The following is a 22,096-nucleotide window of genomic DNA, read 5'->3' on the forward strand; positions in this document are numbered from 1 at the left end:
GTGGCGGTTGGTTTGTGGGCAGAGGGGGCGGTTGGTGGGCGGGTTGCGGTTCGCCGTGCTCGGGCCGGTGCGGGGGTGGCGGGACGAGGGGGAGCTCGCGCTCGGGCCGCCTCAGCAGCGGAGCATGCTGCTCTCGCTGTTGCTCCGCGCCAATCATCCGGTGTCGGCCCAGCAGCTCATCGACGACCTGTGGGGCGAAGAGCCACCCGCCAAGGCCGCGGGTGTGATCCGGACGTACGTCCACCGTCTGCGCCGGATCCTCGGGCCCGCCGCGCTGACCTCGCTCGACGGGGGCTATGTGCTCGCGGTCGAACCGGGGCGGCTGGACACGGATCGTTGCGAGGAACTGATCAGCAAGGCGAAGCGGTGCCGCGGTGCCGGGGAGTGCGCTCGCGCCGCCACCACGCTCCGCTCCGCGCTGGCCCTCTGGCACGGTGAACCGATGCCCGGACTCCCCGGCCCCTACGCCGAGCGGCAGCGCGGCGAGTGGACCGAACGCCGAGTGGCCTTACTGGAGTTGTGTCTGGAAGCCGAGGTCGAAGCCGGGCTGTCCGGCGAGATCGTGGCCGAGCTGGCCGCCGTCGCGGCCGAACACCCGCTCCGGGAGCGGCTCAGCGAGCTGCTGATGCTCGCCCTCTACCGGACCGGCCGGCAGGCCGAGGCCCTGAACGTGTACCGCGCGACGGACCGGCGGCTGCGGGCGGAACTCGGCGTCACCCCGGGGCCCGGCCTGCGCGAGTTGCAGCGTCGGATCCTGGCGGCCGACGCCACCCTGGTAGCGCCCGCTCCGCCCCGGCCAGCCGCCGAGGAAGCCGACTCGCCGTACCAGGCGCCGGTGCGGCCGACCCAAGTCCCGGCCGACGTCACCGACTTCACCGGCCGCCAGGCAGAGATCAAGGCACTGCGGACCGTCCTGCTCGCTCCCCGCAGCATGCCCGTGGCGGCCGTCGCAGGCCTGGGCGGCGTGGGCAAGACCGCGCTGGCCGTCCATGTCGCGCACGGGCTCGCCGCCGACTTCCCCGACGGCCAGCTCTACGTCGACCTGCACGGGGCCGACGGCCGCCCGACCCGGCCCGAAGAGGCACTGGGCGCCTTCCTGCGGTCCCTCGGCGTGCCGACGGACGGCCTGCCACCCAAACTCGCCGAGCGCTCCGGCCAGTTCCGCTCACTGCTCTCCGGCCGACGGGTGCTGGTCGTGCTCGACAACGCCCGGGACGCGGAGCAGGTCAGGCCGCTGCTGCCGGGCGGGCCCGGCTGCGCCGTGCTCATCACCAGCCGGGCCAGGCTGGGTTCGCTCCCCAACGCGCACTTCACCGAGCTGTCCGTCTTCGCCCCGGAGGAGGCCGTCGGCCTGCTCGGCCAAGTGGTCGGCCAGGAACGGCTACTGGCCGAGGCAGACGCGGCAGGGGAGCTCGTCCGCCTCTGCGGCCACCTCCCGCTGGCCGTACGCATCCTCGCCGCCCGGCTGGCCTGCCGTCCGAGTTGGACCGTGGCCCGGCTGCTCGACAAGCTGTCCGAGAGCCGCTACCGCCTGGACGTGCTGCGCACCGGAGACCTCGCCGTCGAGTCGGCCTTCCGCTTCGGCTACGACCAGCTGGACGCCGAACAGGCGCGCGCATTCCGCCTGTTGGCGGTGCCCGATGCGCCCGATCTGTCGCCGGCCGCGGTCGCGGCGGTGCTCGACCTGCCCCAGTACGAGGCCGAGGAGCTGGCCGAGTCGCTGGTCGACTGCTCGATGCTGGAGACCGTGGCGCCGGACCGCTACCGGCACCACGACCTGCTGCGCGCCTTCGCCCAGCGACTCACCCGGGACTCGGAGACCATCGAGGACTGCCGAGCCGCCGCCCTCGTCCGGCTGGCGACCCATCACCACACCGAGACCACTGCCGCTCTGGGCCCGTCAGCCGCCCGTGCGGCGCTGCCCACCACCGAAGCACCGCACACTCCCGACGCCCGCGCGGCCGCTCGCGGTCGCGGCGAGTACCTCAGCATCGGCGCACTGGTCAGCCAGTACGCCAGGCTCCCCGAGTCGACCCGCCTCGATCTGATGGCCGAACTGCTGCTCGGCTGCAGCCTGTTGTGCGAAACCGGCCAGGCGACCCGGCCGCTGGGTCATGCGGCCAAGGACCTGCTGCACGCCGCCATCCAGCAGGGCCACCGTGCGGCCGAGACCAGGGCCCGGCTGGTGCTCGGGCGGTTGCTGACCGAGGTCGGGTCCGAACCGTCCGCCCTGGCCGAGCTGCTCAGGGCCCGCGATCTGTGCACCGCCCACGACCTGCCGAGGCCCCTGCTCGCCCTCGCCCACGCCTCATTGGCCGCCTGCTTCGTCCAGGTCGGCAGGCCGAGCGACGCGGTCGAGGGCTTCACGGCGGCGGTCTCGGTCTGGGAGCGGCTCGGCGACCGCCGCTCGGTGGCGGGCGAGCTGCTCAACCTGGCCGGTGCGTTCGCGGAGCTCGGTAGGTTCGAGGCCGCGATCCGCGTCATCGACCAGTCCCTGGCGATCTGCCATGAGCTCGCCGACCGAGAGCTCCAGGCGCTCGCCCTCGACTCGTTGGGGACGATCGCCCACGACCGCGGTGAGTTCGAGCAGGCCCTGGAGCACCACCGGGGTGCCCTCGCCCTGCTGCGACCGGACGACCGCCGTCGGACGGGCCGTACACTCCTGCAGCTCACCGAGTCGCTGCGTGCCGTCGGCCGGAGTGCCGAGGCGGTGGAGGCAGCCGGCCGGGCGGTCGAGGTGCTGACGCTCGACGGCGACCGCAGGGGTCGGGGGCTGGCCCTGGCGGCGCTCGGCGACGCGCTGGCCGACCGCGACGCCACCAAGGACTCGGCCCAGGCCTGCTGGTCAGAGGCTCACGACATCCTGGCCGCTATCGGCTCCCCCGAAGCCGACCGACTGCACGCCCTGATCGGACCTGGTCGGCCGGCCGACCGGCCCCGTCGGCAGTGGCCGTCCTGGCTGCCGGCCTGACGGGTCAGGAGATGGTCCACACCTGGTTGGGCGCGTTCGAGCAGGCCTGCACGAAGGCCCACTGGGCGAGCCCGCCGGACGTCAGGCACTGCTTGGTGTAGGAGTTGAGGATCTGGTAGCCGCCCGTGACCGGCGCGAAGGACCAGAGCTGGTTCTCGTCGCCCGGTGGGTTCGTCCAGATCTGGATCTTCCCGGTGGCCAGCTCCAGGTCCAGCACCTTGGTGTAGTTGCTGGAGCCGTTGCGCAGGAAGTACCTCCCCTCGGAGAACTTGTCCAGCCGCCACAGCTGGGCCGGGGTGCGGTTGACGAGGTAGGTGCCGACCAGGTTCCCGTCCTTGTCGGTGGAGTTGGAGTTGTCCAGCGCGAAGCCGCCGGAGGCGAGCTGCGCGAAGGCGGGCAACTGCGGCTCCGGCTTCGGCGGCGGCGTGGGCTGCGGTTGTGCCGTGGCCGTGGTTGTGGCCGCTACGGAGGAAGCGGGCGGGGGCGGGGGTGAGGGTGAAGCCGCGGCGGCCGGGGCGGACGGGGCCGGCCGGCTGGGCGCGGCGGAGGTACGGCGAGCGCCGGACGCGGGCCCGGCGATGGGCGTACCGCTCTCGCCGGCGCTGGGGCTGGCGGACGGCGCCGGAGTCGTCTCCTGCGTCGACGGCAGCCCGCCGAGCGGGCGGCCGACACCCGTCGGCCCGGGCTTGACGGGCCGTGTGAGGTCCACCGTCGTCCCGGCGCCGATCGGGTCGCCGGTCGCCAGGTTCTCCCGGCCCTGTTGGAACAGCGTCGCCCCGGCAGCCCAGGTGGAGCAGGGCAGTAGCACCACCGCCACCGCGAGCAGCACGCGCCGGCGAAGGCCCGCACGCGGTGTACGCCCGGCGGCCGGCCGGAGCGATTCCGAGGTCGGCGGTACGTCAGTTCCGGCCAGCGCCAAGGCATCCCGCACCGCCGTGGCCATGGCCGCCGCGTCGGGCCAGCGATCGCCGGGCTCCTTGGCCATCGCTCGCTCGACGAGCGCCCGCACCGGCTCGGGAACCTGGGCGGGAAGCGGTGGCGCGGGCTCCGTCAGGTGCTTGAGGATCACCTCGAGGGCGGTCTCCCCGTCGAAGGGCAGGCTCCCGGCGAGGCATTCGTAGAGGACCACACCGACTGCGTAGAGGTCCGCCGAGGCGGTGACCGTCCCGGTGGAGGCCTGCTCCGGCGCCTGGTACGCGGCGGTGCCGAGCACCATCCCCGGTACGGTCAGCCGGGCGTTGCACCCGGGCCGGGCGATGCCGAAGTCCGCGATCACCACCTGCTCGCCACGGACCATCAGGTTGGCCGGCTTGATGTCCCGGTGGACGACTCCGGACTCGTGCGCGACCGCCAGCGCCTCCAGCAACTGGAGAGCCATCCGGAGGGCCTCCACCACCGGCAGACGGTCGCGGCGCTCCAGCACGGTGCTCAGTGGTTCCCCGTCGATCAGCTCCATGACCAGGTACGCGACCGAGCGCTGCCCGTCCTCGGCACTGTGCCCGTAGTCGTGGACGCCGACGATGCCGGGATGCCGCAGCCCCGCCATGACACGGGCCTCGGCATGGAAGCGTTCGGCGAAGCCCGACTCGTCCAACAGGGCGGGCTTCAGGACCTTGACCGCCACCCGGCGGCCCAGGACCTCGTCCTCGGCGAGCCACACGTCGCCCATCGATCCACCGCCCAGCCAGTCCACCAGCCGGTAGCGGTCGCCGAGCGAGGTGCCACGCATGGTTCTCCCTGAATCAGATCCGCGGGCGCACCCCGGCCCGTCCCCCGTCCGAGGTACGCTCCGAGGAGCGTGACACCGGCCGATAACTGCCGACTTGGCGTCGGATAAATGAGGACTTGCTTCCTCCCCACCGCCTCACCCGCGTCAACGCCGGCGTTGACGCGACATCGGCGCCCTGCAGACGAGCTTGCGTTGCCATCGCCCTGGAAGGCTCCCGCTCCGGAGCCGCCGGGAAGGAAACGTCAGTGCACACATCCGTACCACCATGACCGCGCCGCAGGCAGTGCGAGCTGCCAGGCCGAGCCGTGGGACCCGACCGGCAGTTGGACAGCCTCCCGGCGCGTGACTGTGACGGGAGCAACGGGCAGTGGTGGCGATTCCTCGAGGCCCAGGGCAGCGCCTTCAGGGGAGGCACACCTGAGGACGGTACCCCGTACACGCTGACCTCCTACCCGGGCTTCGTCACCGAGCCCATGACGGACCAGCAAGGCGGGGGTGGCCTCAGGCCGCGGGATGCGAATCCCGGCGTTCCTGGCCGCGGTAGAGCTGCGGAGCGGGCCGGGCCACGCGAAGACCCGGGTGGCGAGCCGGCGGCTCATCCGTGCGGCCGCGGTGAGGCAGGACGGGAGCGCTGCGCGGTTCCTCCTCGGACGGGAAGTACCTCGCCAGCTCGTGCCGGCCGCTGATGCGCAACTTCCGGTAGGAGTGGGTGAGATGGGACTCGACGTTGCGCAGGCTCACCTTCAGCTGCTGGGCGATGCTGCGGTTGCTCATACCGCGTGACGCGAGTGCGGAGACCTGCCGTTCGGTGGGGGTCAGCAGCGATTGAGTGGAGTCCTTGCGCGGGTCGGGCCGCCCGCCCGCGCCCCTCAGTTCCCGCTGCACCGCCTTCACCAGGCCGTCGGCGCCGAGCGAGATGCCGACTTCGTTGGCGCGGTGAAGTAGTTCGCGGGCGCGCCCGACCTTGCCGCTCTGGCAATGGGCGCACCCCGCCGTGTACAGGGCGTGGGCGAACTGCAGTGGCATCGAGGCCGGTTCGAGGAGTTCCACGGCCTGGCTGGCGAGCCGGAGCGGCTCGCGTCCCGAGCCGACGGCGGCCTGGGTGACCAGGGCCCGGGCCAGGGCGAAGGGGGCGTTCCAGCGACGGGCCAGGTCGGCCTCCTCCTGGGCGATCCGGCGGGCGTCGGCCACGTCGCCGAGTGCCATCCGGAGCGTGGCCAGGGTCGAACGCCAAGGCAGGATCGCCGGGTTGACGACGCCCCGGCGCTTCAGCTCCGCCGCGCAGTGGGCGATCAGGGCGAGGCCACGCTGGGTCTCGCCCAGCCGTCCGAGAGCTCGTCCGGCGCTGTGCAGGAGGTGGAGCCGCCACCAGGTGCCGGGTTGGTCGCCGGGGAGCGGCGGGGCCTCGTCGAGGAGGGCGCCGGCTCCGGCGATATCGTCCTTCTCCAGGGCTGCGTCGATGAGGACGCTGCGGGCGAGTGCCCCGGTGTGGTACCGGTCGGCGCCGATCCCGGTGAGCAGGTCCATGGCGTGGCGGGCGTCCTCCTCGGCCTCGGTCAGCAGACCGCGGTGGAGCTGGACCAGGCCGCGCACGGCCAGGGCCTCGGCGATCCGGGTCACGGTCCCCTCGGCACGAGCCAGTCGCACCTCGGTGTCCAGGTGCCGCTGGACCTCCTCCACGTCGCCGGCCCAGAGCAGGGCGAGCAGCGCGTGGTACCAGGTGGTCGAGCCGTACGGGGCGCGCGGCACAGACAGAATGCGGTGGGCGATCCGCCGTACCGCGGGCGCGGAGTCACCGGCGGCGGTACGGAGCAGCAGCACCCGCGCCAGCCGGTCCTCGTCCCCGTCCCAGGGCTGGTAGGTGCCCTCGTGGATCCGTACGTGGGTGAGCCCCCGGTGCAGTCGCGCGGCGGCGGAGGGGTCCCGGCCACCGATCTCCCGCTGGGCGTCCTCCAGGACTTGGCGAGCGCGGGCGGGTTCGTCGAGGCGGAGCAGGATGTCGGACAGCCGCAGCGCCTGGCGGGTCCGCTCGGCGGACCCGGAGGCGATGGCGACGTGTCCGGTCAGCGCACGGGCGGAGGCAGGCAGGTCCAGGCCGGTGAGGGCCTGGATCCGCAGGTCCTCGGCGCGTGCGGCGAGCTCGGTCGGCACACCGTGCAGGACGGCCTTCTCGATCAGGTGGCGGGCGCCCGCCGGGTCGAGGCCGACCATGCCGTGGGCGATGTCCAGCAGTAGCCGGGCCATCCACGGCTCGTCCAGGCGGTGGGAGCGCAGCAGATGGCCGGCGATGTCCTCGCAGGGGGCGCCGCGTCGTTTGAGGCAGCGGGCGGCGAGACGGTGGAGTTCGGCGCGCTCGGCGCAGGGGATGTCCTGGTAGAGCAGCTCGGCCAGCACGGGGTGGCGGAACTTCAGGTCGTGCGGACACAGCAGCCCGGACTCGGTGAGCCGGGTGAGACATCGGCAGGCGTCCTCCGTGGACACCCCGCACAGGTCGGCGAGGAGGGGGGCGTCCAGCGCCGTGCCCAGGATGCTGGCGCACCGGGCGACTTCGATGCCGTTGGGGTCCAGGCGCCGGAGCATGCACAGGATGCGTTCCTTGACCGACTGGAGGCGCAGCCGTTCGTCCGGCGGGTCCGCCGGTCGGGCCCCGATGGGGCGGGGAGGAGCGGTGCGGGCCGCGGGCACGGTCCGTATCTGCTCGGTCAGCAGATACGGGTTGCCGCCGCTGTCGGCGATCAGGGTGTCCACGGAGTGGTGTTCGTGGCCGCAGAGTTCGGCGGCGAGGTCGAGGGCGGCGCTCGGGTTGAGGTCGTGCAGATGGATGTAGCGGTCGGGGCGGATGCCCTCCATGAACTCGACCAGCAGGTGCTGGTCGGTCGCCGCTTCGCCACGGCGCTTGGTGACGAGCAGCAGGACGGGGAGGTTCTCCAGACGGCGGCTCAGGAAGCCCAGCCACAACAGGGACTGCCGGTCGGCGTGCTGGACGCAGTCGACCGTCAACAGGATCGGGGTGCGCTGCGCGGCCCTGCCCAGGCATGCGCACAGCTCCGCGAGGAGCGGGTAGACGCGTTCGGCCGGCTCGTCGTCACCTCGGGACGCACCGCATAACGAGAAGGCGCGCTGCCAATCGCCCGCCGCTTCGGGCAGCGTCCCGAGGAGCTGGTGCACGACCCCCAGGGGAAACCGCTGTTCGGTCAGGGACGCGGTGGCCGAGAGCACGATCATGCCCTGCTCCCGGGCGGTCTCCCCGGCCCAGCGCAGGAATGAGGTCTTGCCCGTGCCGATGATTCCCTCCACCAGCGCGACCGCGCCCGCGCCGACTCTCACGGAGTCGAGCAACTCAGTGATGATCTTGGATTCTTCGCTTCTGCCGAATAGCTCCAGGGGCACGGCCCCTCCACCTCCTGCCTAATCGGTGAACGACCTGGGTGACGCGGAAATTGCCTGAGGCTGTCGACCTGCGGACCGAGAAACGCTGACCACACAAATAGCGTGTACACACAGATGTGAACTGACGTTAGCACGCCGGCCGTTGAGTTCGTACAGCGTATTCGGCCCGACGGTTCCCGAGGGTGGTCCTTCGGTCAGTGCTTCGGAGCGACCGTATTGATGTCCACGGGCACCGCACGGGTACGGTCGGCCTGGCTCAGCGCCGGTGACCTGCGACGGGTACGGAAAGCGGTCGCGGCGCATCGCGGAATATTCACTTCCACTGTTGGCGGAAATCTGACGGAAGGATCGGTACCCCGTGTCTGCGATCAGTGAGCGCTGCGCCGAGGTACGGCAGGTGAGCGGCCGATGGTGAGCGACTACTCCGTGCGGCTGTTCTGCCTCCCGTTCGAGGGCGTCTCGGCGGGCGTGTACCTGCCCTGGAGCGACCTGCTCGGGCCCGCGGTGGTCGTCACACCGGTGGAGTTGCCGGGGCGAGGTCGGCACCCGCGGACCCGCCCGTACGAGCGCCCGGAGCCGCTGCTGGCCGAGATCACGCAGTTCGTGTGCCGCATGCGCGACCGGCCGTTCGCGCTGTACGGGCACGGCTTCGGCGCTCTCCTCGCCTACGAGATCGCGGCCCGGCTGGAGTGGGAGCACGATGCGGTGGCCGAGCGGCTGTACGTGTCCGGCGCCGGTGTGCCGCACCGGCCGGCGCCGGAGCAGGCGATCGGCCGGCTGCCGGACGCCGAGCTGCTGCGCAGGCTCGGCGAGCGCGGCCGGATACCCCCGGGTGCCCAGGACCCCCGGCGGGCGGTTCGGGTGCTGCCCGCGCTCCGGGCGGACCTCGCCGTCCTGGCGGCGTACCAGCGCGATCCGCGCCATGTCCTGCACTGCCCGGTCACCGCCATGGGCGGGGTGGACGACCGCAGCGTCACCCGCGCCGACCTGGCCGGATGGCGCCGGTGCACCCGGCGCGCCCTGCGGGTGCGGACCTTCCCCGGCGGCCACTACGTCCCGCTCACCGCCCGAGCGGAGCTGCTGGAGACGTTCAGCTGGGACCTGATGCACCAGCAGACCGCACCCCGCACAGTCGCCCGGGCGTACTGAGCGGTTCCCAAAACGGCAACAAGAATTGTCCGGCAGGCGCGACGTCCACATGCTGGGCGTCGGAGGTGACCGTATGACCACGTATCACACCGAGGACCTCGATGGTGACGCCCACCGGGTCGAGCCGGAACTGGAGGCGGAACTCCACTCCGGCTGCCTGGCGGAGGCGTCCCGCTGGCTGCGGGGCCTGCTGGGGCCCGAGGAGCGGGTGACGGCGGCAGTGCGCCGCGTGTTGGACGTGGGCAGCGGGCCGGGCGTGGCCTCCTGTGAGCTGGCCCGCGCCTTCCCGCAGGCGGACGTCATCGCGGTGGACCGGTCCCACTCGCTCCTCGCCCGGGCCGGGGTCCGGGCGGCGGAGTGCGGGCTGGCCGGACGTCTCACCACGCTGCGGGCCGAACGTCCCGAGGAGTTCGGTCGGTTGGGACCGGCGGAGGTGATCTGGACCGGCAACGTCTGCCGCCACCTGGGTGACCAGCAGGCGGCCCTGGGGAGCCTGGCGTCCGCCCTGCGGCCCGGCGGGCTGCTCGCCGTCTGCGAACGCGGTCTTCCGCTCCGCTTCCTGCCCCGCGACATCGGCATGGGCCGGCCCGGCCTCCAGGCCCGCCTGGACGCGGCGCTGGAAGAGCGTTTCGCGGCCCGTCGCGCCGGGCTGTCCGGTACCACCTCCGTGGTCGAGGACTGGCCGCTCCTGCTGGCGGCGTCCGGGCTCGTCCCCACCGGCAGCCGCACCTTCCTGATCGACCTCCCCGCCCCGCTGGGCCTGGCCGCGCGCCGCTATCTGCACACCCGGCTCACCCGGCTGCTCGCCGAGATCGGCGACCGGCTCACCCGCGCCGATCGGCTGACCGTGGAGCAACTCGTGGATGAGGAGGCAGATACCGGCATCCTGTGGCGATCGGACGCCTTCTACCTCACGGCGCTCACCGTGCACACCGCCCGCCGGTGCGCTCGCGCCTGACCGCACCGCCGTAGTGGAACCCGGCCTTCGACGTTCTGGCAGGTTCGGGTGATCAGGCTGCGCTGGCTGCGGCCCGGGCCTGCTGGACGGCGCGGATTTCCTCATTGAAGCATCGGCGGGTCCCTCCCCGGAGGCGACACAAGCACCGCCGATGCTTCTCTGCTGCCGCCGGGCCGAAGCGGCCAGATGACGTCACATCACCCACGCGAGCGACCCGGACGACGATCAACGAGAACGTCGAAAAGTCGAGAGCGGAATATGCCTGCGGCTTTACCGCACGCCGGCTCCGAACAGCACGTCCTCATTTCCTGTCACGGAGGACGTGCCCGTCGGCATGCCCGCCAAGCATTCGGCGCCGATTCTTCGGTCAGCCCTACGGTCGCACCGTATTGAGGCCCCCACCCCCGCACTCCTAGGTTCCTTCCCGTGGCCGTCGCCACGAGCAATCGGATGAAGCGTATGGATGACGGAGGGCGCGTGAAGATTCAGGTTCTCGGCCCGCTGCATGCCGAGACCGGCGGAGTTCCGGTCGTCCCGACGGCGGGCAAGCAGCGGCAGATTCTGGCGCTCCTCGCCCTCCACGCAGGGCAGCTCGTGCCGGTGACGACGCTGGTCGAGGAGATCTGGGGCCCCCGGCCGCCGCGCAGCGCGCGCACCACCGTCCAGACTTACGTCCTGCGGCTGCGGCGCACCCTGGCCGCCGCCCTCGGCGGTCAGGACGGCCCGGCCCGCGCCCGGGAGCTGCTGGCCACCGGGCACGGGGGTTACCTGCTCCGGGCCGGCGAGCAGGACGTCGACGCGTTCGCGTTCCAGCGGGAGGCGCAGGCTGGCCACGCCGCCTTCGCGGACGGTGACAGCGAGGCGGCGGCACGTCGGCTGCGCCAGGCGCTGGCGCGGTGGCAAGGGCCGGCGCTGCTGGACGTACCGGCCGGAGCGGCGCTGCGGATCCAGGCGGCTCGTCTGGAGGAGAGCCGGCTGCTCGCGACGGAGCGCCGCATCGACGCCGAGTTGCGGCTCGGCCTGCACAGCGAACTCCTCGCCGAACTCGTCGAACTGACGGTACGTCACCCATCCAACGAGCGACTGCACTCGCAGGCCATGGTCGCGTTCTATCGCTCGGGGCGGCGGTCCTCGGCCCTGGGGCTGTACCGCCAACTGCGCCGACGACTGGTCGAGGAGCTGGGCCTTGAGCCCATGCCCCAGCTCCAGCGGCTGCACCAGGCGATGCTCTCGGTCGATCCACGGCTGGACATGGTCGCGCAGGGCGGCAGGCCGACGCCGACCTTCGACCTCTACGCGGCATGAACCTGCCCCAACAGAACGGAAGGTGACACAGTGACGGATCGGGTTCCCACCCTGTACGAGTGGGCCGGCGGCGCCGAGGCGCTGGAACGGCTGACGGAGGAGTTCTATGCGCGCGTCCGCAAGGACGAGTTGCTCGCCCCGCTCTTCGCCCGCATGGACGACGACCACCCCAAGCACGTCGCGACCTTCCTCGGCGAGGTGCTCGGCGGCCCGGAGCACTACACCGAACACCACGGCGGTTACCGCCACATGGTCTCCCGCCACCGGGGTCGGGCCATCAAGCCCGAGCAGCGGGCACGGTGGGTGGAGCTGATGCGGGAGGCCATGGACGTGGTGGGACTGCCGGACGACGCGGAGTTCCGCTCGGCGTTCATCGGCTACATCGAGTTCGGCTCGCGCCGCGCCATGGCCAACTCCCGGCCGGGCGTGGGTCCCACGGGGCGTACGACCATCAAGAAGTGGGGCTGGGGGGAGGCTCAGCCCGGTGACGACTGATCAGGCGGACGGCCTGCCCCGGCGTCCCGGTATCGGCAACAAATGTTGTCCGTTCGTCACGCCTGGATCCAGCATGGGGACCAGGGGTGATCACCCTCCCACCATCCGGCAGGCCGCCGCGCACCCGCCGTGATCCGCACGCCCCAACCATTCGAACAAGGAGCTCTCCCATGCGCTTGACCACTCCCCTGCCGGCGCACCAGACCGGAGGTGGCCGCCGATGAGCGTCCAGACCGAACAGCCGCAGGCGGATTCCGGCAGGGCAGCCGCCCGACTGCCGCTGGGGGTGTACCTGCTCGCGTTCAGCTTGTTCGCGATGGGCAGCGCCGAGTTCCTGCTCGCCGGCGTCCTGCCGGACATCGCCGACGACCTGGGGATCTCGCTGTCCTCCGCCGGAGCGTTGATCTCGGCGTTCGCGATCGGCGTGGTGATCGGCGGCCCGCCGCTGGCCGTGCTGACCCTGCGCTGGCCGCGGCAGCTCACGCTGGTGACCTCGCAGGCCCTCTTCGCCGCAGGTGTGGCGGTCGGCCTGGTGAGCGACAACTTCACGGTGTTGCTGGTCACCCGGTTCCTGTGCGGCCTGGCCTACGCGGGGTTCTGGGCGGTCGCCGCGGTCACCGCGATCGGCCTCGTCACCCCCGACCGCACCGCCCGCGCCTCCGGCGTGGTGGTCAGCGGACTCAGTGTCGCCATGGTGGCCGGTGGCCCGGCCGGCGCGCTGTTGAGCCACTTCACCAGCTGGCAGGGCGGGTTCTGGGCCGTGGTCGGTCTCACTGCGGTCGGTACGGTCTCGACCCTGGTCGCCGTGCCCTCGACCAAGGCGGCCGAAGAGCCCAGCGTGCAGCGGGAGTTGCGCACGATGAAGCAGCCGCAGCTGTGGGTGGTGTACGCCGCGACCCTGCTGAGCACCGCGGCCTACATGATGTCGTACAACTATCTCGCGGCCTTCCTCACCGACATCACGAGCATGAACTCCGTGTGGGTACCCGCGATCCTGACCCTGTTCGGAATCGGCGCCTTCATCGGTCTGTCCATCGGTGGCCGGATCGCCGACGGGCGCCCGCACCACGCGCTCCTGATCGGGGCGGTCGGGATCCTGGTCTCGTCCGTCCTGCTCGCACTCCTCGGCCGGTACGCAGTGGCCGTCATCCCCCTGGTCCTGCTCCTGGGCGTCTCCGGGTTCGTGCTCAACCCGGCCATCTACGGGCGGGTGTTCACCGTCGCGGCGGGGGCGCCCACCCTCGCGGGGGCCACCGCCGTCTCCATGTTCCAGCTCGGCATCAGCCTCGTCCCCGTCCTCGCGGCCGTCGTCCTCGTCGGCGGCGGCGGCCTGACCGCCATCCCCTGGCTCGGCGCCGGCCTGGCGGTCCTCACCATCCCGGCCGTCCTGATCGACCGCGCGATGACCCGCAGCCGGGCGGAGAACCCCCAGCCCGGCGACAACTGACCCGCTCGCATTCCACCGTCGAGAGCCGCGGAGCACGTGTCGACCGAACTGCTCCGCGGCTCCCCCAAGGGAGGATCGCATGGACAACAAGCTCGGCTACGAACTCGGAAACTGGGTCGTGTCGCAGATCCAGAGCCCGGACCGTCCGACGCAGACGACGTTCTCGCTGCTCGGGCTGGACTGGGACCTGCTCCCCGAGGTGTTTCCGCCCTACACGGACCCGGGCCCCGGCCTGTTCGCCTCCTGGGTGCCCTACCAGAAGGGCAGCCGGTTCCTGGAGATGGGCTGCGGCGCGGGCATCGCCGCGGTGATCGCGGCGCAGCGTGGCTGCGAGCGGGTGCTGGCGCTGGACATCAACCCGGCTGCGGTGGAGAACACCCGTCGCAACGCCGCCCGGCACGGGGTGGCCGGCCAGGTGACGGCACTGACCAGCGATCTGTTCGACGCACTGGACCCGGCAGAGGTGCTCGACGTCGTCTTCTGGAACACCCCGTTCATCGAAGCGCCCGAGGACCGTCTCTACGCCGGCCAGATCGAGCGGGCGGTCTTCGACCCCGGGTACGAGATGGTGCGCAGGTTCTTCCGTGACGTGGCGCCCCGTCTCTCGGCGGAGGGGCGGGTGTACCTGGGCACCAGCGAGGCGATGGGGAATCCCGAGAAAATGCTGCGGGCCGCCGCCGACGCGGGATTCGAAGCCCGCCGGTACCGCAGCGAGTCCGTCGAACTTCCGGCAGCGGACTTCGGCGACTCCCCGGTGGTAAAGGCCCACACCAACGAGCGCGGCATCGTCGACATGGACTTCACCATGTACGAGTTCCTGCGCCGCTGATCCATTCTTCGCCACCGGCCGGGAAAATCCCTGCAGGACGCTCACCGATCCACCAGTTCCGACGGAATTCAATTCACTATCAATTCGATTCCGGGCGACACGACAGCGCCTTGGAAGATTGGAGTTTGATGAACGCCAACGGGAAGGCAGACGGCACCGGCTTCGATGTGGTCATCGCCGGAAACGGAGTCCTGGGGCTGTCGCTGGCCTGGGTCCTGGCCCGGCGAGGACAGCGGGTCGCCGTGCTCGGTCAGCCGCATCGCCCCTGGGCCGGCTCGGCGGCGGCCGGTGCCATGCTCGGCTGTTTCGGAGAGGTCACCACCTCCCTGCTGGCCAGCGAGCACGGCCGGGCCAAGCTGGAACTCGGCATCCAGGCCACCAAGTTGTGGCCGCAGTGGCTGGCGGAGCTGGAGGACCGGACCGAGGGCGCCCCGGTCAGGACGGCCGACGGCACCACCGTCATCCTCAACACCATCGGCACGGCCGAGATCGACGACGCCAACTACAACCTCATCCGCGCCGAACTCACCCGCTACCAGGAGCCCTTCGAGGACGTCGAGCCCCGCGACCTCGACTGGGTGGACGCCGAGCCGATCTCCCGCCCGCTGAAGGCCTTCCACATACCCGGGGAACACGCCGTCAGCGCAGCGGCCCTGCTGGAACGGCTCGAGTCGGCGGCCGTCCGGGCGGGCGCCACCCTCGTCACCGAATTCGCCACCCGCGTCGAGTACCAGGGCGAGCGGGCGACCGGAGTCGTCCTGGCCTCCGGGGAGCGGATCGTCGCCGACCACGTGGTGCTGGCCGCCGGAGCGCGCACCCAGGAACTCCTCGACAGCCTGCCCGTCGGCCCCCGCGTCCCCCGCCTGGTCAGCGGGTACGGCGTCTCCTCCCTCATCAGGACCGTGGACGGGACGAGTCCGGACAGCGTCATCCGGACCCCGAACCGCTCCTTCGCCTGCGGACTGCACGTCGTCCCCCGCGGCGACGGGCACATCTACGTCGGCGCCACCAACGTCATCTCCGTGGAGCCGCGGGACACCCCCGAGATGCGCGACCTGGTCTTCCTCCTCCAGTGCGTCAACCGCCAGGTCCGCCGCAACCTGTGGAACAGCGATGTCGCCAAGGTCCAGGTCGGCAACCGCCCCGTGTCGATGGACGGCTTCCCGCTGCTCGGCGAGGGCGGCATGCAGGGCCTGTGGATCATGACCGGCACCTACCGTGACGGCCTGCACCTCTCGCCGCTGCTGGCCCAGGACTTCGCGGCCCGGATCCTCGGCGAGCAGCCCCAGGCCGACCTCGCGCGGTTCGCCCCGGTGCGGCAGCCGCTCCGGACCGGAACGCGCGAGCAGATCGTGGATGTCCTCGTCGACCACCAGATGGGCATCGGCTACGAGCAGGACTGGACCATTCCGGTCGAGTGGCACCACTGGATCGAGATGGACGTGCGGCCGGCCACCCTCAGCTGGGCGAACGAGCTCGACCCCGAGTTCACCCCGCCGGCCGAGCTGCTCTTCGCGTCCCGCTTCGACCCCGAACTCGTCAAGCTCCTGCGGAGGTACTACGCCACCTGCCGCGAGCACAGCTGAGCCTTCCCTTCAAACGCATCACGGTCACCGTACGGGCAGGCAGGCACAACGCGCTTGCCCGTACGGCCCCTTCGAGAAAGGACAGAGCATGCCTGTCAAGACGATCGACCCGCCGGAGCTGCCCACGCCCTACGGATGGCGGCAGCTGGCCGTCGGCACCGGAAGCCGCGTGGTGTTCCTCAGCGGTCAGACCCCACGCACCGCCGCCGGTGAACCGGTTGGAACGGGAGACCTGGCCGCCCAGACCGAGCAGGTGTACCTCAACATAGCCGCCGGTCTGGCCGCGGCCGGTGCCACCTTCGACGACGTCCTGCGCCTGACCATCTACGTCAAGGACTGGTCGCTGGACAAGTGGGACGAGATCGGGGTGGGCGTCGAGCGCGCCGCCGCCCGGCTCGGCGCCGACCTCGTCAAGCCCACCACCCTGGTCGGCGTGGCCACCCTCGCCGAACCCGACTTCCTCATCGAGATCGAGGCCACCGCCATCGTGGCCTGACGCGCGAACGCCACTGAGCGGCCCCCGGCCGGGAACCCTTAGCTCCCGGCCGGGGGCCGCTTGGCGTTGGTCAGGCCAGGAGGTCTCCGATCACCTTGGCCACCGTGTGCGGGGAGGGCAGGGCCGGATGGTGGCTGGCGAGGCCCGTGGACGGGTCGTAACCGTCGTGCCACTCCGGCTCGTTGACGATCTCGCCGTCCGCGCGGATCTGCGCGATGTTCCGCTGGACGGCCGGCTTGTGCCACATCCTGGCGCCCATCACCGGGAAGTACACGACGGGGTAGTCCACCGACAGCGCCACCGTCAGCAGGCGATTGGGCGCGGCGCCGGCCGCCGCCGAGGCGAGGGTGTGGGCGGTGGCCGGCAGCACGGCGAGCAGGTCGTGGTCAGCCGCGAGCCGGGACGGTTTGTCGGTCGGCCAGTCCGCCGGGGATTCCCCGCTCACCACCCGCTCGGCGAACAGCGCGAGACTCTCCGGGGAAATGAACGAGCTCGCGGTGTGCGTCAGCAGAACCGTGAACGTGCTGCCCGCGATGTGCCGGCGCATCGCCTCGATATACGACGGAAGCCGGGTCACCGCAATCGATCCGGTGGCGCCGATGAGGATGCGTTTCCCGGCTGCCGCCGGGGAGTTCTGAGTGGCCATTCCTCGATGATGCCGCTACCGTCCCACCACCGGTCAATGGCGCATGACCCGACTACCGGGGGGAGTCCGCCACGAGTCCAGCGGCGGTCCAGCGCGCACCAAATACTTCGGTTGCCCCTTCGGTCGAACCGTATTGAGACGGGGTCCGCCGCTGCCTAGCGTTCCGTTTGCGCACAACAATTCGAAGGCCCATCAGGGCATCTGACGAAAAGGGGCGGACGTCGATGGAGGATCTCTTCGCGGAACTGCGCGGCAGCGACGGCCGGCGTCGCCTGGACGAGGACCGACTGCCGGAGCTCAAGCCGCAGCCGGATCGGCTTCACGAGCCGTTCCCGCTCACCGACATCCAGCAGGCGTATCTGATCGGCCGGCACAAGGGCCTGGAGCTGGGTGGCATCCCCAGCCAGTACTACCTCGAGTTCGACTGTCCCGGTCTTGACCTCGACCGGCTGACCGGCGCCCTGCGGAAGGTTGTCGCCCGGCACGAGGCGCTGCGCACGGTGGCCGGGACCGACCAGACACAGCGGATCCTCGCCGAGGACGAGTTGGAACCGTACGTCATCCGCACCACGGACCTGCGCGATCGGTCGGCCGGGGACCAGACGGCGGAACTGGAGCGGATCCGAACCGAACTGACGGAGCAGGTGCTGCCGGTGGACCGGGCGCCGCTCGTCGACATCCGCGCCACGCTGCTGGACGGCGACCGCATCCGGCTCCACCTGGCGGTGGACCTGCTGTTCCTCGACATGCGCAGTCTGTTCCGGCTGCTGGAGGAGTGGCGCCGGTGCTACGACGACCCGGCGTGGCGGCCGGAGCCGCTGGAGCTGTCGTTCCGCGACTACGTGCTGGCGCAGCAGGAGCTGCGCGAGGACGACCTGGGCCAGGAGGCCGCCGCGTACTGGGCGGACCGCCTGGACACGCTGCCCCCCGCGCCCGAGCTGCCGCTGGCCGCGGCGCCCGAGCAGCTCGGCGCCCCGCGGTTCGTCCGGCACCGGGCCGTGCTCGACCCCGGGCGCTGGGCGACGCTTCAGGCGGCCGCCGCGCGGCACGGGCTGACGCCGTCGGGCGTGCTGCTCGCGGCGTACGCGGAGGTGCTGCGGACCTGGTCGCGGCGGCAGGAGTTCACCCTGACCGTCACCCAGTTCCACCGGCTCGGGCTGCACCCGCAGGTCGAGGAGATCATGGGCGACTTCCTGGCGCCGGGCCTGCTCGCCGTCGGCGGGCGGCCCGAGGAGACGTTCGAGCAGCGGGCGAAGAACCTTCAGGAGCGGCTCGTGGCGGACCTGGCGCACTCCGCGTACGGCGGCATCCGGGTGCTGCGCGACCTGGCCCGCCGCCGGGATGACCGCCGGGCGTCGATGCCGGTGGTCTTCTCCAGCACGCTCGGCGGCGGCGAGGGCGTCCCTCGGGCCGGGGCCCTGGAGTCGTTCGGCGAGCTGGTGTTCGACCACAGCCGGACGCCGCAGGTGTGGCTGGAGAACCAGATCCTGGAGCTGAACGGCCGGCTCAGCGTCAACTGGAACGCGGTCGAGGGCCTGTTCCCCGAGGGGACGCTGGAGGACATGGTCGCCGCGTACGTGACGCTGCTGGACCGGCTGGTGGACGACGAAGCGGCGTGGGGCGCCACCCGCGGGATCGTGCCGCTGCCCACCGCGCAGGCCGGTGAGCGGGAGCGGGCCAACGCCACCGCCGAGGACATCCCGCCGGCACTGCTGCACGAGCTGGTCGCCGAGGCGGCCCGGCGCAGTCCCGACGCGCCGGCGGTGATCACGCCCGGCGCGGAGACCACGTACCGTCAGCTGACCGAGGCCGCGCACCGGATCGCACACCGGCTGCTGGCCGGCCCCGGTGCCGGGCCGGGCGGGATCGTAGCGGTGTCGATGCGTCCGGGGGCCGCGCAGTACTCCGCGCTGCTCGGGGTGCTGCACACCGGTGCCGCGTACGTGGCCATCGACCCGGAGCTGCCCGAGGAGCGGCGGCTGAAGCTGCTGGCCCGCTGCGCGGTGCGGGCCGTGGTGACCGAGCCGGACCTGCGCGACGCGCTGCGCTGGCCGGCGGGCGTGGCGGTGGTGACCCCGCAGGACGAGGCCACCCTGGCGTGTTCCGCCGAGGCGCCCGAGCGCCGCCAGCGCCCTGACGACCTGGCGTACGTGATCTTCACCTCGGGCTCCACGGGCGAACCGAAGGGCGTGATGATCACCCACCGGAGTGCCGCCAACACCGTGCAGGACATCAACCGGCGGTTCGGCGTCAACGAGCAGGACCGGGTGATGGCGCTCGCCCCCACCGGCTTCGACCTCTCGGTGTACGACATCTTCGGCGTCCTGGGCGCCGGCGGCACCGTGGTCGTACCGGACCCGGTGCGCGGCAGCGACCTCGCGCACTGGTCGCAGCTCATCAGCCGCTACGGCGTGACCGTCTGGAACAGCGTGCCCGCACCGATGCGGATGTGGATCGACTCGCTCGGCGACGGGGGCGCCCCACGCGGGTGCCGGCTGCGGCTGGCCCTGCTGAGCGGCGACTGGATCCCGGTGGACCTGCCGACCCGGATCCGGGAGAAGCTCCCCGCGATGCGGGTGATCAGCCTGGGTGGTGCCACGGAGGGCTCGATCTGGTCGATCCACCACCCGATCGAGACGGTCCGGCCGGAGTGGTCGAGCATCCCCTACGGCAAGCCGCTGGCCAACCAGACCATGCACGTGTTCAACCAGTGGCTCGAGCCGTCCCCCGTCGGGGTCACCGGCGAGATCCACATCGGCGGCATCGGCGTGGCCCAGGGCTACCTGGGCGATCCCGAGCGCACCGCGGAGCGCTTCCTGGTCCACCCGGTCACGGGGGAGCGGATCTACCGGACCGGCGACCTTGGCCGGTACCTGCCCGGCGGCGACATCGAGATCCTGGGCCGCGAGGACTTCCAGGTGAAGATCAACGGCTACCGGGTCGAGCTGGGCGAGATCGAGGCCGCGCTCGTTCGCCAACCTGGCGTGCGCACCGCGCTGGTCACCGCGCCCGCCCACGCGCGGACCGGACAGCGGCAGATCGCCGCGTACGTGGTGCCCGACGCCGGGGCGGACCCGGACCCGGCCGCGCTGCGGGAGGCGCTGGCGTCCCTGCTGCCCGGCTACATGATGCCCAGCCGCTTCCTGACGCTGGACACGCTGCCCCTGACGGGCAACGGCAAGATCGACCACAAGGCGCTCCCCACCCCGTGGAACGACGACGCCGAGGCCGGCGACGGGCGGACGGCGCCCCGCAGCCGGGTGGAGGAGCGGCTGTTCGCGCTCTGGTCGCAACAGCTCGGCCACAGCGACTTCGGCGTGGAGGAGGGCTTCTTCGACATCGGCGGCGACTCCCTGCACGCGGTCGGCCTGCTCGCGCTGCTGCGCGCGGAGTTCGGCATCGGGGCCGACGTGGAGACGGAGCTGGTCGAAGGGTTGTTCATGAACGCGTCGATCGAGTCGTTCGCCGAACTGATCGCTTCCGTCGAGGAGTTGGCCGCGTGACTGACGAGTGGGAGTACGTGATCGTCGGAGCGGGCTCGGCCGGAGCCGTCACCGCCGCCCGGCTCGCCGCCCGGGGCTCCGGGAACGTCCTGCTGCTCGAGGCCGGTGCCGACCAGCCGCGTCCCCGGGACCGGTCCCACCCCCTGGCCGACGCCGGCCGCCTGGTGCTGTCCGGCTACAACTGGGACTACCGGGCCAACCTGCGCACCAGCAGCCGCCTGGAGGACCTGGTCGGAGCGCGGGCCGGCGGGCCGGCGGCGGCCCGCGCCCTGTGGGAACGCTTCCCGTACCAGCTCGGCAAGGTCGTCGGCGGCGGCTCCGCAGTCAACGGCGCCATCGCCCTGCGCGGGCTGCCCCGCGACTTCGCCGCCTGGGCGGCGTACGGCAACCCGGACTGGTCGTGGGAGCGGGTGCTGCCGTTCTACAAGGACGTCGAGAACGACGCCGACTTCCCCGGCCACCTCCACGGCGACAGCGGCCCGCTGCCGGTCCGCCGCACCCCGCGCGAGGAGGTGCACGAACTGGACGCGGCGTTCTGGGCGGAGTGCAACCGGCAGGGCGTCGCCGACCTGCCGGACCTCAACGCGGGGGAGGAGGCCGGGGTCGGCCCGATCCCCGGCAACGCGGTGGACGGCGAACGCGTGGACGCCGCCACCGCGTTCCTCACCGGCGCGCGCGAGCTGCCCAACCTCCGGCTGCGCACCGGGATCCGGGTCGTCCGGGTGCTGTTCGAGCAGCACCGGGCCGTCGGCGTGGAGGTCGAGACGGACGGTCGGCTCACCGCGATCCGGGCCAGGCACGTCGTGCTCAGCGCCGGGGCGGTCGGCACGCCCGTCATCCTCCAGCGCTCGGGTGTCGGCGACGCAGCGTTGCTCCGGGTGCTCGGCATCACCCCAGTGGTGGACCTGCCCGGGGTCGGCCGGGACCTGGTGGACCACCCCTCGGTCGTCATCTGGTCGAAGCCCGCCGACGGGGTGTGCACGCCGGGCCTGCCCTGGCGGCAGGTCGCGGCGCGGATGAGCAGCGGCTTCGACGGCGACGTGGACATCCAGGTGGGGCTGCTCAACAACGTGGAGAGCCACACCATCCCCGGCTTCGTGGACCGCCTCGGCTGGCCGCTGGTCGTGGGCGCCTCGGTGATGCTGATGCGCCCGCGCTCCCGGGGCCGGGTCTTCCTCGACCACGCCGACCCGTATGCCGCGCCCGTCATCGAGCTGGGTCTCGGCACCGATCCCGAGGACGTGGAACGGCTCTGCCACGGCGTGCGCCGGGCCTGGGGCCTGCTGCGCTCACCCGGCCTGGCGAGCCGGCTGACCGCCACCCAGTTCTGGAGCGACCGCATGATCGCCAGCGACGGGGTGGTGCGCAGCGGCGTCCGCAACATCATGAACCCCGGCTGGCACGCTGCCGGTTCGTGCCGGATGGGACCGGTGACCGACCCGTGGACGGTCGCCGACCAGGACGGCCGGGTGCACGGCACGGAGAACCTGCGGATCGCCGACGCCTCGCTCTTCCCGACGATCCCCAGCGCGCCCACCAACCTGACCACCCTGATGCTGGCCGAGAAGCTGGCCCGGAACACGAAGGAGTGA

General features: G+C 71.9%; 14 protein-coding genes. 11 read left to right on the plus strand and 3 right to left on the minus strand.

Going from position 1 to position 22,096, the window contains the following annotated elements; genetic code table 11:
• The first annotated feature begins 34 nt into the window (after positions 1–34).
• A complete protein-coding gene (locus ACWDAK_RS07070) occupies positions 35–2,971 on the plus strand; it encodes an AfsR/SARP family transcriptional regulator (protein ID WP_344637255.1) in 2,937 nt (978 codons plus the stop codon).
• A gap of 4 nt (positions 2,972–2,975) precedes the next feature.
• Here the strand turns inward: ACWDAK_RS07070 and ACWDAK_RS07075 are convergent, their stop codons facing one another.
• Together ACWDAK_RS07075 and ACWDAK_RS07080 are read right to left on the minus strand one after the other, a co-directional pair.
• Positions 2,976–4,700 (minus strand): serine/threonine protein kinase, encoded by a 1,725-nt coding sequence (locus ACWDAK_RS07075; RefSeq protein WP_344637256.1) that lies wholly within the window; start codon positions 4,698–4,700, stop codon positions 2,976–2,978.
• A gap of 501 nt (positions 4,701–5,201) precedes the next feature.
• Positions 5,202–8,090 (minus strand): ATP-binding protein, encoded by a 2,889-nt coding sequence (locus ACWDAK_RS07080; RefSeq protein WP_344637257.1) that lies wholly within the window; start codon positions 8,088–8,090, stop codon positions 5,202–5,204.
• Between the two features lie 411 nt (positions 8,091–8,501).
• On the opposite strand from ACWDAK_RS07080, the gene ACWDAK_RS07085 reads away from it, so the two are divergent.
• The 8 genes from ACWDAK_RS07085 (at position 8,502) to ACWDAK_RS07120 (ending at position 16,355) form a co-directional block, all read left to right on the plus strand.
• Positions 8,502–9,239 (plus strand): thioesterase II family protein, encoded by a 738-nt coding sequence (locus tag ACWDAK_RS07085; RefSeq protein ID WP_427395303.1) that lies wholly within the window; start codon positions 8,502–8,504, stop codon positions 9,237–9,239.
• 73 nt (positions 9,240–9,312) lie between these two features.
• Complete coding sequence (locus tag ACWDAK_RS07090; protein WP_427395304.1) at positions 9,313–10,197, plus strand: class I SAM-dependent methyltransferase; 885 nt, start codon at positions 9,313–9,315, stop codon at positions 10,195–10,197.
• Positions 10,198–10,674: 477 nt separating this feature from the next.
• The gene (locus tag ACWDAK_RS07095) at positions 10,675–11,502 is read left to right on the plus strand and encodes an AfsR/SARP family transcriptional regulator (protein WP_344637260.1); all 828 of its coding nucleotides are present in this window, start codon (positions 10,675–10,677) and stop codon (positions 11,500–11,502) included.
• 30 nt (positions 11,503–11,532) lie between these two features.
• Positions 11,533–11,997 (plus strand): group II truncated hemoglobin, encoded by a 465-nt coding sequence (locus tag ACWDAK_RS07100; RefSeq protein WP_344637261.1) that lies wholly within the window; start codon positions 11,533–11,535, stop codon positions 11,995–11,997.
• Between the two features lie 220 nt (positions 11,998–12,217).
• Complete coding sequence (locus ACWDAK_RS07105; RefSeq protein WP_427395305.1) at positions 12,218–13,444, plus strand: MFS transporter; 1,227 nt, start codon at positions 12,218–12,220, stop codon at positions 13,442–13,444.
• A gap of 79 nt (positions 13,445–13,523) precedes the next feature.
• Positions 13,524–14,273, plus strand: a complete 750-nt coding sequence (locus tag ACWDAK_RS07110; protein WP_344637263.1) for a methyltransferase — start codon at positions 13,524–13,526, stop codon at positions 14,271–14,273.
• Between the two features lie 128 nt (positions 14,274–14,401).
• Positions 14,402–15,859, plus strand: a complete 1,458-nt coding sequence (locus ACWDAK_RS07115; protein WP_344637264.1) for an NAD(P)/FAD-dependent oxidoreductase — start codon at positions 14,402–14,404, stop codon at positions 15,857–15,859.
• An 88-nt stretch (positions 15,860–15,947) separates the two neighbouring features.
• Positions 15,948–16,355, plus strand: a complete 408-nt coding sequence (locus ACWDAK_RS07120) for a RidA family protein (RefSeq protein WP_344637265.1) — start codon at positions 15,948–15,950, stop codon at positions 16,353–16,355.
• Between the two features lie 70 nt (positions 16,356–16,425).
• Here ACWDAK_RS07120 and ACWDAK_RS07125 read toward each other — a convergent pair whose 3' ends face one another.
• Positions 16,426–17,001: a flavoprotein gene (locus ACWDAK_RS07125; RefSeq protein ID WP_344637266.1), complete on the minus strand. Its 576-nt coding sequence runs from the start codon at positions 16,999–17,001 to the stop codon at positions 16,426–16,428.
• A 224-nt stretch (positions 17,002–17,225) separates the two neighbouring features.
• Here ACWDAK_RS07125 and ACWDAK_RS07130 point away from each other — a divergent pair, with 224 nt between their 5' ends.
• Both ACWDAK_RS07130 and ACWDAK_RS07135 read left to right on the plus strand, forming a co-directional pair.
• Positions 17,226–20,504, plus strand: coding sequence for a non-ribosomal peptide synthetase (locus tag ACWDAK_RS07130; protein WP_427395306.1), 3,279 nt, complete (start codon positions 17,226–17,228; stop codon positions 20,502–20,504).
• Positions 20,501–22,096 carry a GMC family oxidoreductase gene (locus tag ACWDAK_RS07135; protein ID WP_344637268.1) on the plus strand — a complete coding sequence of 532 codons (1,596 nt, stop codon included), beginning with the start codon at positions 20,501–20,503 and terminating at the stop codon, positions 22,094–22,096. Before ACWDAK_RS07130 ends, ACWDAK_RS07135 begins: the two co-directional genes overlap by 4 nt.

The sequence above is a fragment of the Kitasatospora sp. NPDC001175 genome (assembly GCF_053598215.1).

Coding starts and splice junctions, on each gene's coding strand:
- ACWDAK_RS07075 (WP_344637256.1), bottom strand. CDS start 4,700: ATGCGTGGCACCTCGCTCGGCGACCGCTACCGGCTGGTGGACTGGCTG.
- ACWDAK_RS07090 (WP_427395304.1), top strand. CDS start 9,313: ATGACCACGTATCACACCGAGGACCTCGATGGTGACGCCCACCGGGTC.
- ACWDAK_RS07105 (WP_427395305.1), top strand. CDS start 12,218: ATGAGCGTCCAGACCGAACAGCCGCAGGCGGATTCCGGCAGGGCAGCC.
- ACWDAK_RS07110 (WP_344637263.1), top strand. CDS start 13,524: ATGGACAACAAGCTCGGCTACGAACTCGGAAACTGGGTCGTGTCGCAG.
- ACWDAK_RS07115 (WP_344637264.1), top strand. CDS start 14,402: ATGAACGCCAACGGGAAGGCAGACGGCACCGGCTTCGATGTGGTCATC.
- ACWDAK_RS07120 (WP_344637265.1), top strand. CDS start 15,948: ATGCCTGTCAAGACGATCGACCCGCCGGAGCTGCCCACGCCCTACGGA.
- ACWDAK_RS07125 (WP_344637266.1), bottom strand. CDS start 17,001: ATGGCCACTCAGAACTCCCCGGCGGCAGCCGGGAAACGCATCCTCATC.
- ACWDAK_RS07130 (WP_427395306.1), top strand. CDS start 17,226: ATGGAGGATCTCTTCGCGGAACTGCGCGGCAGCGACGGCCGGCGTCGC.